The organism is Gilliamella sp. B2887, from assembly GCF_026537015.1.
GTDB lineage: Bacteria > Pseudomonadota > Gammaproteobacteria > Enterobacterales > Orbaceae > Gilliamella.
Genome location: NZ_JAFNMX010000001.1, coordinates 351,463 through 365,173 on the forward strand (window position 1 = coordinate 351,463; position 13,711 = coordinate 365,173).

Annotated in this window: 10 protein-coding genes, 1 other RNA gene and 1 pseudogene; 7 read left to right on the plus strand and 5 right to left on the minus strand. The window is 29.3% G+C overall.

The features are described 5' to 3' along the window. Window positions 1–33 precede the first annotated feature (33 nt). Window positions 34–930, minus strand: coding sequence for a DMT family transporter (locus J3U13_RS01545; RefSeq protein WP_267339635.1), 897 nt, complete (start codon window positions 928–930; stop codon window positions 34–36). Between the two features lie 1,225 nt (window positions 931–2,155). Here J3U13_RS01545 and ssrA point away from each other — a divergent pair. The 4 genes from ssrA (at window position 2,156) to J3U13_RS01560 (ending at window position 5,783) form a co-directional block, all read left to right on the plus strand. After that, window positions 2,156–2,520, plus strand: a transfer-messenger RNA (tmRNA) gene (gene ssrA / locus J3U13_RS01550). A gap of 459 nt (window positions 2,521–2,979) precedes the next feature. Continuing rightward, on the plus strand, window positions 2,980–3,246 hold the full coding sequence (locus J3U13_RS11425) for a phage integrase central domain-containing protein (protein WP_416380632.1): 267 nt from the start codon (window positions 2,980–2,982) through the stop codon (window positions 3,244–3,246). Between the two features lie 327 nt (window positions 3,247–3,573). Continuing rightward, window positions 3,574–4,995: a HEPN domain-containing protein gene (locus J3U13_RS01555; RefSeq protein ID WP_267339636.1), complete on the plus strand. Its 1,422-nt coding sequence runs from the start codon at window positions 3,574–3,576 to the stop codon at window positions 4,993–4,995. Between the two features lie 401 nt (window positions 4,996–5,396). Beyond that, window positions 5,397–5,783 (plus strand): hypothetical protein, encoded by a 387-nt coding sequence (locus tag J3U13_RS01560; RefSeq protein WP_267339638.1) that lies wholly within the window; start codon window positions 5,397–5,399, stop codon window positions 5,781–5,783. A 145-nt stretch (window positions 5,784–5,928) separates the two neighbouring features. Here J3U13_RS01560 and J3U13_RS01565 read toward each other — a convergent pair. The 3 genes and pseudogenes from J3U13_RS01565 to J3U13_RS01575 form a co-directional block, all read right to left on the minus strand. Further along, window positions 5,929–6,114, minus strand: a pseudogene (locus tag J3U13_RS01565) (IS256 family transposase); the annotation flags it as partial. Between the two features lie 291 nt (window positions 6,115–6,405). Then, window positions 6,406–6,558, minus strand: a complete 153-nt coding sequence (locus J3U13_RS01570; RefSeq protein ID WP_267339640.1) for a hypothetical protein — start codon at window positions 6,556–6,558, stop codon at window positions 6,406–6,408. A 233-nt stretch (window positions 6,559–6,791) separates the two neighbouring features. Continuing rightward, window positions 6,792–7,079, minus strand: coding sequence for a helix-turn-helix domain-containing protein (locus tag J3U13_RS01575; RefSeq protein ID WP_065563680.1), 288 nt, complete (start codon window positions 7,077–7,079; stop codon window positions 6,792–6,794). A gap of 174 nt (window positions 7,080–7,253) precedes the next feature. Between J3U13_RS01575 and J3U13_RS01580 the strand changes: the two genes are divergently transcribed. The 3 genes from J3U13_RS01580 (at window position 7,254) to J3U13_RS01590 (ending at window position 12,351) form a co-directional block, all read left to right on the plus strand. Continuing rightward, window positions 7,254–7,499 carry a helix-turn-helix domain-containing protein gene (locus tag J3U13_RS01580; protein ID WP_267339642.1) on the plus strand — a complete coding sequence of 82 codons (246 nt, stop codon included), beginning with the start codon at window positions 7,254–7,256 and terminating at the stop codon, window positions 7,497–7,499. 357 nt (window positions 7,500–7,856) lie between these two features. Next, entirely contained in the window at window positions 7,857–8,513 is a 657-nt protein-coding gene (locus tag J3U13_RS01585) for a hypothetical protein (protein WP_267339644.1), read from the plus strand. A gap of 91 nt (window positions 8,514–8,604) precedes the next feature. After that, a complete protein-coding gene (locus J3U13_RS01590; RefSeq protein WP_267339645.1) occupies window positions 8,605–12,351 on the plus strand; it encodes a hypothetical protein in 3,747 nt (1,248 codons plus the stop codon). Between the two features lie 263 nt (window positions 12,352–12,614). Here the strand turns inward: J3U13_RS01590 and J3U13_RS01595 are convergent, their stop codons facing one another. After that, a complete protein-coding gene (locus J3U13_RS01595; RefSeq protein WP_267339646.1) occupies window positions 12,615–13,352 on the minus strand; it encodes a carbonic anhydrase in 738 nt (245 codons plus the stop codon). Window positions 13,353–13,711: the final 359 nt, after the last annotated feature.

Consider the following 13,711-nt stretch of genomic DNA (forward strand, 5'->3'; position numbering starts at 1 on the left):
AAAATTAACCAATTAATAATAAATTTCAAAACATCAATGCTTTTTGAGTTTTATTTTACCTTCTGACAAGAATACACCGAAAAGTGTTAGTACTGTGCCGAATGCTGCAATCCAAGTAAAAGGTTCATTTAAAATAAGAATGGCAGCAATTACAGTAAGTATGGGAACTAAATATAAATAAACGCTAATTTTTACAGCCCCCACTAATTTCACTGCATAATTCCATGAGGCAAAACATATAGCTGAAGCTCCTACCCCTAAAAATAGAATATTGAATAAATTAACTGGGTTAGTGAAACGCATTAAATCCCATTGAAAATCAGAAAAAGACAGTGCAGGAAACATCATTATCAAACCATAAAAGAAGAAGCGCCGAGTCAATAAAATCGTATTGTAACCGTAATTACTGCATTTCTTGGTTAAAATTGAATAACATGCCCAAAACAGACAAGCTAACATCGCAAGAATATCGCCGATTGGATTAAGAGAAAGCACAAATTTACCATTAAAGCTAATTAACCCTACTCCAATAATGGCAAACAAGCAACCTATATAAAAACGCTTAGGGGGTGTTTCGATTTTTAAAAAAAATAGAGATAATATAGCAGTAAAAATGGGAGATAAAGTGGTTATGATTCCCACATTAGATGCCGTGGTATAAGTTAGTGCGATATTTTCACACAAAAAATAGCAAGTCACCCCACATAATCCCGCACATAAAAACATAACTTCTCGCTTAAAACCTTGCCAAATAAAAAAGTGAGGTTGTAAGATCCATAAAGTAATGTAACCAAGCCCAAAGCGAAAAAATGAAATTTCAATTGGTTTAAAATCGACTAATAATACTTTAGTTGCAATAAATGTGCTTCCCCAAAAAAATACGGTCATTAATGCAACTAAATTTCCTTGTACCCTTTTTGACAATAACATAATAACTTTATCTGCTTACTAAAATGAAATGCGACTAATATAAATTATAATATATTATTCATACATCATTTTAATTAAAATGATTAGTAAGACTTGATAACGAAAAAAAAGGCTACTATTTTAACTAATTGCAGTACTTGCTTTCTATTGATCAAAATACAATTTGTTTTTAGTTTATAAAATAATTTATGATAAGGTGTGGTTGATAATCACTGTATCTAAAACTGAATCATTTATCTAAGCAAGATAATTTAGGATAAAAAAAATCCACTCGAATATTCGAGTGGAGGGCAAAAAATGAAAAAACGTAATCTGCTTATATAGACATGCTAAATCATAAAAAGTTCAATTTAAATTCATATATTTTTCCTATTTTCGCAAAATAAAATATAACATAATAATTAATAACAATTTATTATTTTAATTTTTTTAATAAAGTTAACGTTTGATTATTCATCCTTGCATTTTTTACTTATTTTCAATTTGCTACTGAATACTTAACGACTCATGTTATTGAGCTAAATATTCAAATTAATTGAACTGCCTTTAATTATGATCAATTTACCTTTAATCATCTAATGACAAAATAGTATGTTTCTTTTAATAAAAACTTTTTATAGCGAGGTATTTTCGTTTTTACTTCGATACAAAGTTATCGGTGAATGAGTGATGCTTTGATAAGATTAATTGTCAATCATGGCATACTATATATAAACTGTTTTATGTGCAATTTACGCAATTAATCGGTTTGAAATTAAAAACAGCATATGTTGTAAAAGTGATTTTGCACGATTTAACCCAACGATTTCCAATCGGTGTTTCATTAAAATCTTCTTAGTAATATATGTCACTTGGTTTTGACCATCTGTTGATTGTTAGTATCCTAGTACTCATCAATGGTAAGGGTGTTTATTATAAAAAATATCCATTAGCCACTAATCAATTAATCACTTTAATCAATAGAACTTTTGCTTTACCGTTCTTTGTTGTATTAATATGTTAAATATTTTAAAAAATCATGAGCCGATTAACATTTCTCTTTGTCGGTATCGCAACAATTATTAGGCAACATCATCATGACGGTTATATTGCACATTGATAATGTTGTGGCTTTGAAAGGCGCAAAACAACAGGAACTGGATTAATCACAAGGTAAGTTAACTTGTATTACAACTTGAATTCACCTATAATGCCCCGATATTGTTTACATTAACAATTCACAATTGGGGCTGATTCTGGATTCGACGGGATTTGCGAAACCCAAGGTGCATGCCGAGGTGCGGTAGGCCTCGTAAATAAACCGCAAAAAAATAGTCGCAAACGACGAAAACTACGCACTAGCAGCTTAATAACCTGCATAGAGCCTTCTCTCCCTAGCCTCCGCTCGTAGGACGGGGATAAAGAGGAGTCAAACCCAAACGAGATCGTGTGGAAGCCTTGCTTGGGGCGGAAGCATTAAACTTAATCAAGCTAGTCTATCGGTAGCGTGTTTGTCCGCAGCAGGTAGGCGAAATTTAAAGACAAACTACGCATGTAGTACCAAGGATGTAGAGATTTCGGACGCGGGTTCAACTCCCGCCAGCTCCACCACAACTTAAATCAATAGATGTAAACCGAAATATACTTTTATCATAAAATAATAAGGGGCTCTTTTTGTATATAATAATTTTATCCCTCTTATTATAAGGTGAATAGATTATGTCGAAATCTGTAAAACCTTTAACTTTTGTATAGATATAAAATGCTAAACCAAAAGAAAAAGATATTAAATTAATGGATGGTAATGAATTATTCCTTTTTATTAGTCGTAATGGTAATAAAATCGATAATTTCTTTATAAATCATCTTATTGGAATAAAGAAGCCGATATTACCATTGGACGTAATTCACAAATTAGTTTAACCGACACAATGGCTAATATTGAACACTACCTCAAACAGCTTGCTCAAAATATAGATCCTAAAACCTACCTTGAAGAACAAACGAACCAAAAGCGAAAAGAGTTGTTTAACACATCTGAAAAAGTAGCAGAACAATAGTTTAAATATTGTGAACAACGAGCTAATTTTTATAGACAAAACCGCAAAAGAAACACGGCGATTAATCGAATGTAATTTATTTCCTGCTATCGCAAAACTTCCTATTTCATCTATTACCGCTTATAAGGCTATTGAAACACTTAAACCACTTCAACAAAAAGGAACATTGAAAACACTTAAATATTCTATTCAAAACCCAAATGACATAATGTTTTTTGCAATTTACCGCATATCGTTAAATATCTCATATATAAAATCTGAAAAGTTAACTGAGTAGAAAAGATACTTTGAAATAACATGAAGTAATCTGTTTGATTCACAATTTTTTCAATTACTCATTAAATGACGTAAATAGATGCTCAAAAAATCTCATAAAATACCGCTGTGTTTTAATTAAAATTATTGATAATTTAAAAAATCGCTTTTAAGTCATGAAAAACTTTTTTAGAAATGAGAGATAAATAATTATCTGATATAATTAAAAAAATAATGGAACAAATCTAATTGGTTGCAAAGTCCAATGGACGTCTATTGATCAGTATTGGTGATCAAAAATAACGATATATTTAGACTGTATAACCATTAAATTTGAAAGGAACATTTTATGAGACTCGAAGAGAAATATATAAAATTTGGTTATTTTTGGTTACCTGAAAATCAACAGAATTCAATAGCTGGTGTTCTCTCCATTTATGATGGTGGACGGGCAGAATTAGAAATCATGGGTAATTTTGATGAAGATAAAGGAATTGGATTTATTTGTGAACATGAAGATTTTCGTCTAAAAAGAATAATTGGATGTGTCGAAGACGATAAATTAGTAACACTGGAAAATTGCATTTATCTTAAGAAAAGTTTTGGATTTGGAAACATAACTAAATCGAAAATTTTAGCTAATAAAGTTTTGACTGGCGCTAAATGGGCAGCTGATGAGGTTATTACTTTAAATACATTTTCTTTTTCTGTTGATTGCTTGGATGAATGGGTTGGAATAAGCGGTATTCATGTAGAGTATGATTCGGAAAATAGAATAGCAAATTTTTCTTATAATAAACCTGAGGAAATAAAATTTGTACTTGATAATGGGATGGAAGTTGAAATTAATTTTAACTACACATTTTCTATTCTCACCCATTTAACAGAGGCAAAGATCACTCAAAAAGCTCATTTTACATTAAAATCTGAAGCGTTACGTAATTTAAATGATTTCATAACTATTGCCTCTAAGATAACCAACCTTATGTGCTTTGCTATGGACGAAGTTGTGACTATAAAAAATGTTTCAGCAACATCATCTGAAAAACTAAATGATTTAGGTAAAGACAAATACCCAACTAAAATCAAATTATTTTATCAAGCCATACCATTTACAGAAACTGTACCTAAAAAAGATGGTTTTAAGGATATGGTATTTAATTTCGAAATTATTAGAAATAATGTTCAAGAAGTCTTCAACAATTGGATAAATGCTTATGAATTTCTGTCACCGGCATTCAGTTTATACTTTTCAACTCAAAGGGGAGATCAAAAATATCTCAATGGTAAGTTTTTAGCTCTAGTACAGGGATTAGAAACATATCACCGAAGAACTAGTGATGAAAAATTAATGGAGAACGAAGTTTTTGAATCATTAGTATCTAAAATTCTTGGTACATGTCCCGAAGAACATTTAAAATGGCTCAAAGGCAGACTCATGCATGGAAATGAAATTACCCTGAGTAAAAGATTGAAAATGCTTATTGAACCATTTAAAAATTTTCTAGGTACAAATAATGAAAGATATAAACTTTTGAGACAAATTGTTGATGCTAGAAATTATTTAACTCATTATGATGAAAATTTAAAAGATAAATTAGTTACTGGACGAGATCTTTGGATTCTATGTTTAAAAATGGAAGTTATATTCCAGTTTCACTTTTTACATGTTATTGGCTTCACTACTGAAGATATTAAAAAGACAGTTGAAAATTGCACTAAATTACAAAATAAAATTGAAGAAATCAAAAAAAAGGATAAGGCCCAATAAAATATTCGATTTTTTATGTTCAAACCAAATCATCATATTTGATATAAATTATATTTTTGTATAACAATTGTTAGGTATGCCATAAAGAGATATTCAAGGAGAACAGCAACGCTGTTGCCTGATAGTTAATTAAGAAAATTAAGCTATTAATAAAATAATGCCCTGTAAATATGTTTTTTGATTGGTTATCAATATAGAAAAACTATGATTATCAATTACCTTTAATAGATAAAATGATTGTTAACCTATTTTTGTATACAGGCGAAGCAAGTTCTTTAACTCAACCTACTTATACCACAAATGTTATTATTATGATCAAATTATTATTTACATTTTACTGTTTTCAATTTTAATTTTATGTGGTCTAATATTTTTTCATGATAAGTAAGGAAGAATTTTTTATGGCTAATTTTTTAAAAAAAACATTTGGTGGATTAGAAAAAAGTTATTTGTTGCGACAATATTTATTCGGTTTTGTTTTTGTTATACTTATATTAATGCCTATATCTCAGTTGAAATTATCTGATACTATAGTTCCAACTACAATTGCTTTAATCCTGTGGGGATTTTATCCATATTCTAGGTTCGTTTATGAAAGCATTATAGAGTTTATAATAGGTGATAATATAATTATCTCAAATATCTTTTTATTTTTATTCTTAAAAATAATGACTATGGGAATATGCTTTTTTTTCTCTGTTTTTATAGCTCCTTTTGGATTACTGTATTTATATTTTTATCACTCTAAATTGGAAAAACAATCCAAAGCTAATGTTATCGATAACTAGTTAAAAATATATCTCAACAGAAATGAGGAAAGAAGAATAAAGCCTTTATTTCCTCTTAGATGACATAAAAATTATTTATCAATAAAAATAAGATCCTTTATTGACTTTTCATTAGACCCTATCCTGAATTTTGTGTATTTGCCAGTTAGAGGTAGTGAGTCATTCTGTCACCAAATTCTATAATAAATTGATTCATCGCATTTTTCGAGTTTTTAATAGGCATAGTCCATTTTTTAGATGCTTGCTGTATCGCTAAATAGATAACCTTTATAACCAAGTCATCGGTCGGGAAAACCTTACGTTTATTGATAGCATGAAGAATAACACTATTTGATCCTCGGTTAGCTCTCGGTGGCTGGTTTTATTGGGTGGCAATTGCCTTACCCACCCATCAAGGGTTGATTTACCAACACCGAAGTGGTCTGTGACCTCGCTCATAAAAACATGTACATTTGATAATACATAATGAGCCTATTATTGTTTAAATTCAGGACTAAATTTTTGACCATGAGGGTTCTTATTTGATTAATTATGATATTTCAAAACAGAATACAGATTGACTACACGCTTTTATAACTTTAAGCGTTATAAATAGAAAATGTGATACAAAGTGTGTTATATGTTAATAAACAGGCTTATATACTGAATAAGTATCTAGATCGACCACATAATCTACCTGAATACTTTCATCATATGGATAAATATCATAGATATAACGAGCACAAAAAACAGACATAAAATCTTGTATATCGCAATCGGCTACTACTGTCATCACTCGATATTTCAATTGCCCAATAGAAGACACTTTACCAGAAAGCAGTGAATCACCATAAAAACTTTCTATTTTAATTAACATATCAGCATTTTGTCTTATTTGGCTAAACTACCGATTATAGATGGTTGTTGATTAAAACTCAATTTCCTTTAATTCGTGATAAGACCCATAGACAATTCTATGTCATTTAGTGGTGGCGACTATTTGTTCTAAATAAATGGATGTCATCACAATTATGAAGCCGTTAAACTCACAAATGCATTAGGCTTTTGTTTTTTTAGCTTGTTATATTGAATAATAAAATCGGCTAATTCATCATCTTCAGCATAAAAATAAGCGCTAGGTACATCAAGAACTTTTGCGAGACGTTTTACAAGAGTAAAATCAGGAGAATGAACTTCATTTTCATAAGAACTAATGCGGGAACTTGCTGATTCTTCGTCTAATCCTGCTTTTACTCCAAGTTCAGTTTGTGTCAGATCTGCATTAATTCTAGCTATTTTTAATCGCTTACCAATCATGATTATTGCTGCTCATCTTATATAGTTTTGATTAATAATTATCCTCTTCTTCGATTTAAATTTCGTAATAGAATACTTTAATAAATCATGTATAACTTGAATTTTGTTTTTAATTTAATCATAATTAAAGTTTTAAATTAATAATTCATGTAATTTATGATTTTAGGAGGTATTATGAATAGCAAAAAGGACTGGCATTCTGCCGATATTATTGCTGCATTGAAAAAGAAAGGAACAACGCTATCTGCGTTATCTAGACAATCTGGCTATGCACCTTCAACGCTCTCTAACGCACTTGTTCGCCCATGGACAAAAGGCGAACTGATTATTGCCAATGCATTAGGTATAGAGGCTAAACGGATTTGGCCCTCTCGTTATAAAAAGAAAATTCGGTCATTGCGAATTAAAAAATGTGAATAGAAACAATTTGATATCTATTACGGACAATACTAAAAAGTCGGGTCAATAAAATGCATGGCTTAAGGCACGCTTATACTTTACACGATAAAAAACGTTTACTGGTTGGAAATCACCAAGAACAGGAAATTGACTAGTAAAGAGCTAATTCCTAGCAGTAAAACAAGATCAATAGTCGCGGTAAATAATTAGCAGAGAATTGAGACATTAGCAGGTTTGTTTGGTTATGGTTTATTTAGGGAAGATAAAAATATATTTCACATTTAATATAAGATAAAATAGCTCACATATATTATTGATGTATTTGATTATTTCAGGTGGCTTTTTAGTTATTTTATTTAACATTACAGGTAATAAGATATGAGTGTACAGTTTAATTTTAACCAGCTTCATACTATTTATTCTAAAGCATGGCTAGATAAAAAACCAACAATAGCCTTTGAATTAGTCATTGGAAGAGGCCATTTTGTTTTTATGATCTTTTTTTCACCAGAAGACACTAAAGCATTAGGTGAAAACCTTTTTATATATCTTCGTAATGCAAACTCTTTATTAAAAATAAAATTATACGGAAGTCGTAGAAATGGTAACTTTAAAGTTTTTGTAAATGAAAGGCAGCAACAGCTAATGACTGACGAACTTCAATTAGTCGCAGGACAAGGAAATTTTAATTTCGAACAATTTCTCTCAGAACTAAATAATCAAATTCCCCAAGAACTACCAGAACAAAAAAATATTGATACATTAAGGAATATTTGGCGAAATGTTAAGCATCAATTAAAAGACACTGTTGATCAAGCAGATAGAACAATTCTGATTGGTGTAACAAAACTTCCTGATAATAAAAAACCGCAAGATAAGACCTTAAGAAAGTTATACGTTTTCACTGATAGTACAGCTGATGATATTAATGACTTCATTAAAGCATTAAAAGAGAATAACTATACATTGAAATGGACTGATGACGCGACAAAAATTCCTAAATCATTTGCTGATTTGATTATAAAAATCAAATAATAATTAAGAGTAAACTATAGTAATTTTAAGCAACTCATTATTTAAATATGTTACATATGCTTAAAAATAATTTATTTAATGGATTATTAAAATGACTAAAAAAATAAACAAGAAAAAAGTATTAAAAAATAGAATTAAAAAAATAGAGAAAAAAAGAAGGAAGAAAGATACTAAAAGTAATTTCAATGCTAATGTTACGCCTAATTTATCCAAAGATAAATTAAGCCATTTTTCCCCAATACACACAGCCGCAGCTTTTTCTTCATTACTTTTGGAACCAAGACATCAGGCTAATCAAGATTTGATTGAAACCATTATTTCAGAATGTCTCACTCTATGTAAAGGCACAAAGAGACCTTCATTGAAAATCATTAACTCAATTTTGGAGAGTTTTTCTTTTAAAGAACAAGTATTATCGGAAGACTCTGTTGAAGATGTCTTTATTTCAAAGATTTGGTTTGAAGATATTCCTTATAAGGTTTGTACAGGATTACATGAAGGTGGAATATATCAATTACAAATTTTTTGTGATTTAGTGGCAAATATGCCTTTTGCTGAAGATATAAATAATCTGAAAAACTCTATCAAAGCAGTTCTTATCGCATCAGACCAAATTATCACTCGTAACAATCTTCTTGTATATACTGTTGGTGGTATGGAAGAAAATAACAAAAGTATTTTCTCAGATTCTAAATTAGATAGTTATATCAATAAAATAAAAGTGAATGAATTTATAAACATAGAACTTCTTCCTTGTTTAAATTTAAATGAGATATCCCCACAAACTTCACTTATAGACGGTATAGATAAAACTCCTTTTATAAAGTGTCAAGAAGGCATTCTGCTATTGCTATCCTCTTCAATCATCATTTGTATAAAAAAATTAATCATTGAATTTTTTAATACAAATAGAAGTATTATTGAATTAGATAAACTTTATTTTAAAGAGCAATGTAAAAAAATATCAAATATAAAAATCCTCGGTAAGTTATCTGATACTGTTATTATACCTCGATATATTTCAAATAATACCGGATGGAAAGTTGCTGATACAGTTGCAGAATTTGATCAAGGGTATTTATATCATTTTATTTTTATTTTTGATTCAATGCGAAATATTTTACCTAACTGGTTTCATTCATACGAAAAAAACACCTCAGAAATAGAAATATTCGTTGGTAATTTAATTAATAAAACAAAAGAGTCTGCGATAAAAAATAAAAACGCTAAAAAAGGATGTTCTATCATTGTATTATGCGGATATGGACGCCCAATGATGTATTCTTCAGAAATAAAAAATGAAGACTCATGGATGATTGAATCTACTAACAGTCATGATCTTGATACTTTAAGTAAGTATTCTGCTTGCTCCCCTCATAAAGTATGGAGAGTTATTGAATCTGTAGAAAAGCTAGAGAAAATAGGATTTAAAATTTTTAATTCAAATGGTTTTCTAAATTTATTTGCTTATGCTAAGAATAATAACTACTGCATAATTTCATATAAAAATTTTCAAGGTACATCTAACAGTTCAAGTAATGTAGTTGTTCACCTTCCTTCAAATTGCCAAGCTAAATTAAGGGAAGAAGTTTTATATAATAATAATGAAATGCTAGTTAACCATCCCACATTGGGATTAACAAAGGTTACTCGTCGTTTTGTTGGGGGAGAGTTTACTAAAAACCCTAAATTTCATATTTATTGTCCTAGCTATATAGATAACATTATGAGAAGTATATATATAAAAGGCTCATTATCTTTATGGATAGAAACTGAACTAGTTGAAAATATTCCAGTTCCCTTTCAATGTGTATTATATGAGTCTGTCTTATCATGGTTTGGTATACTCACTCAATATATTCAAGATAATAATATTTTTATACCTAAAAATATTATTTGTTGGAAAATAGTATTTAAATACCCAGATGATTATTTTGAATCACTTGAAAAAAAAATAGATTTAAATCTAGTTGACTTTTGTTATCAATACGAATTTGATGAGGATACAAAAACATTATTTACCTACTTCAATCAAAACTTAATTTATGGATTACGTCTGCCTACAAATAATTCCGAAAAAGCTATTACCAGATCCTTTCTTAGTTTCCTTAGTGAATATAATCTAGACATTGATATTGAAAAAACGCTTAATAAAATTATTAAAAATAATGATGCTAGATTTATTCATGGATTTAAATCAGAAAAATATAGAGCTCATTTTAATCTTGAACAAGAAGAGCCTATTTATATTGAAGATGCAGATCAGGAAAATATTAAGATTGGGTTAGGTTGGAATATCAGACAAAAAGAACAAGGAAATAAAATAGTCGGTAAAGATGCGTGTAAGGAATATTTAAGAGAGCTTGTAGCATTTATCTGGAGTAGGTTAAGAACATCGTTAAGAGATCTGGATCGCAATGACCTTATTTCAAAACTAATTTTTAATATTGAATGCTTGGAACAACAAAAAGAAAGATGGTTAAAAACAAGTAAAGCGAATGTAGCCTTACATGATTATGATGAAACAATCACTGTTTTACATAAAATGTTACCATTATTGAATGGAGCATTACTGTCTTCAAGACTCATTATTGAAATGGCAATTTGTGAGTCTCCAATTATAAATGGGAAAAAAGCTGGCAAATTAGATATACAAGAACTTATGTGTTTGGCTATGTCAATGCATCAATATGGTGGTTTATCAGAGGCAATTAATTATGAGGCCATTCTACCAGAAATAGTTATTTCATCTTTTGGAGATATTTTATTCGATAGTTCTTTTATTGATAAATTGATGCCCTCCTATTTTTCCAGAATAAATAAAAGTCAAGTCAATAATTCTATCTCTGATTATGAAAATAATTTTTCCACGAAAGAATATGATGGAAATAACATTACTGAATTATTTGATAATAGATTTAATGAAGCTTGGTTAGAGGAGTTTGGTTTTACTTTAGATGATGCAAAAAGTGTTATCCATTTATTAGCAAAGCATGGACTTAGTCTTAATCAGGTTTTTTATTCCATAACTTCCAAAGAGTTATTATCACTTTTCTCTAAAGAACAGCAAAATATTTGTGAGAAAGTGATTGATGCGTTAACTATATATTCCAGAGATTCATGGCAAACAATACCAAAACCATATAAAAAAGAAGATTGGCAACCTTGGAAGTTTAGGCGTAGATTTTCGCTCGCAATGAAACCAATAATAAAAAGTTCTGATGACAAATTTATAATTTCACCACAATTAATAATCAACTGTTTTTTATACCTTCTATATAGTTGCTATGAAGCAAGTATTGATGAAAATCATTTTGTTAGTAAAAAAATGAAGCAATGGATTGGTAGTATACGTAGTGAAAATGGGCTTCAGTTTAACACTGAAATAGCAAATAAATTGAGTGAAAAAGGATGGATTGTTAGATCAGAAATAAAAATCACCGAGATCTTAAATAAAAAACTAGATAAAGATTATGGTGATGTAGATGTTTTTGCTTGGAATAAAGAAACTGGTCGGGTATTAGTCATTGAGTGTAAAGATCTTGAGTTTGCCAAGACACAAGGAGAGATTGCAAGACAGTTACATGAGTTTAAAGGACAATTAAATCATAAAGGAAAACAGGATCGATTACTAAAACATATATCCAGAATTGATATTATTAATGAAAATTTAAGCAATTTAGCTAAGTTTACTGGAATTAATTCAACAATAAATATTGAGGGCTATGTAATTACATCTCGTATTGTACCAATGCTTTTTGCTAAGAGTTTTTTACATCAAGATAAAATTAAATTTCTAGCTCTAGAAGATATTATTGATAATGCTATGTATATTTAACTATCACATTTGAATTATCAGGTAACACATGGTCTAAAGCGTTTTCAACTAAGCAAAATGATAGCGGCGTAAAAAATGCAAATAGGACTGATGTGGTAGAATGTGATTCGACTTTAGATGTTGCGTGATAAGTTGCAAAGCATTTATAAGTAATTTCTTATTTCAAATTTCAATTATAAAAAAATTAAAAATTTTTTTATAATTGAAACACAATTTGTTAGAATAGGCTCTATCTAAATACATTCGATATAGCCATTTGGACATTAATCAACAATTACCCTTCCATTCAATGGTTGAACTGGTCGGTTGTTGTCATGATGCATGATTGAATGGAATTTTTGAATTTGTTCATCTGAAGCAGTAACTGATTTTTCAAATACAATCCATCTTACACCTTCTGTACAAGGTGGAGTGGTAAGTGATCCACTAAAGCGATAATAATCCAATTTTTTAGGAAATAATTTTTTAATATCAATTGTTCTATCTAAAATAGTTTTATTGCCTGATTCTGTTGGCATTTGTTGCCATGCTTTTGCTATTTCTTGATTCTCCTTACCATAATCAAACATTAATGCCACTACGGTAAGCTCTCCATCTTTATTTTTGTAAACAAAGTGGGCTTCCATTGGATAATGTTTACCTTTAATGGTATTTTCACTTATTGTATGAAAATGGAATTGCTGTAATTTAAAAATTTGATCGTCCAACGTTAATTGATTATCTCCAGAAACACTAATCTCAATAGTATGTCCATTATTAATAATTTCTTGTTTACCAGCCTCAAAAGAAAACTTTAAATTTTCATGATGAGTTTTTAAAACATGGTCAATGTTAATAGGTGACTGATTTTTTCCGTTTTCACATGTAGAATATTCAATGGATAATTTACCCCAGTTTTCTGGTTTTTCTTGACCTTCATATCCCCAATGTGAAGTATCCTCTGCTGCCGTACAAGATAGACTAATTAACATTAGTGCTACAATTATTATGTTTTGTTTCATTTTAGATTTACATTAATAAATTAAAGGAAAACAAATTATACGTCACAAAAAATAACCTTACTACACGAGATTAACATTATTTTTTCTTTTTTTTATTATTTTTTTAATTGTAAGACGAAATAATTTTAATCAAAAAATTATCAATCTAGTCAGTCTGTTTTATAGTTTATGCTATAGATAACCTATCAATAATTAGGGGGTCTATAATGATGAAGATAGGATTATAAATCGAAAATTAAGAAGTAAAACTCTTCTAGGTTTGTTTGAAATAACACCCTATGATTAAAGATATAAATATTGAGTTGTTGTAGTCTAATTTGCATTTAGTGAGAAAATAAAAAAGGGCAAATGCCCTTTAC

Bases quoted from the DNA above. Each gene is read 5' to 3' on its own strand.
- J3U13_RS01545 (WP_267339635.1), bottom strand. From the start codon at position 930: ATGTTATTGTCAAAAAGGGTACAAGGAAATTTAGTTGCATTAATGACC.
- J3U13_RS01555 (WP_267339636.1), top strand. From the start codon at position 3,574: ATGAGACTCGAAGAGAAATATATAAAATTTGGTTATTTTTGGTTACCT.
- J3U13_RS01560 (WP_267339638.1), top strand. From the start codon at position 5,397: ATGGCTAATTTTTTAAAAAAAACATTTGGTGGATTAGAAAAAAGTTAT.
- J3U13_RS01575 (WP_065563680.1), bottom strand. From the start codon at position 7,079: ATGATTGGTAAGCGATTAAAAATAGCTAGAATTAATGCAGATCTGACA.
- J3U13_RS01580 (WP_267339642.1), top strand. From the start codon at position 7,254: ATGAATAGCAAAAAGGACTGGCATTCTGCCGATATTATTGCTGCATTG.
- J3U13_RS01585 (WP_267339644.1), top strand. From the start codon at position 7,857: ATGAGTGTACAGTTTAATTTTAACCAGCTTCATACTATTTATTCTAAA.
- J3U13_RS01590 (WP_267339645.1), top strand. From the start codon at position 8,605: ATGACTAAAAAAATAAACAAGAAAAAAGTATTAAAAAATAGAATTAAA.
- J3U13_RS01595 (WP_267339646.1), bottom strand. From the start codon at position 13,352: ATGAAACAAAACATAATAATTGTAGCACTAATGTTAATTAGTCTATCT.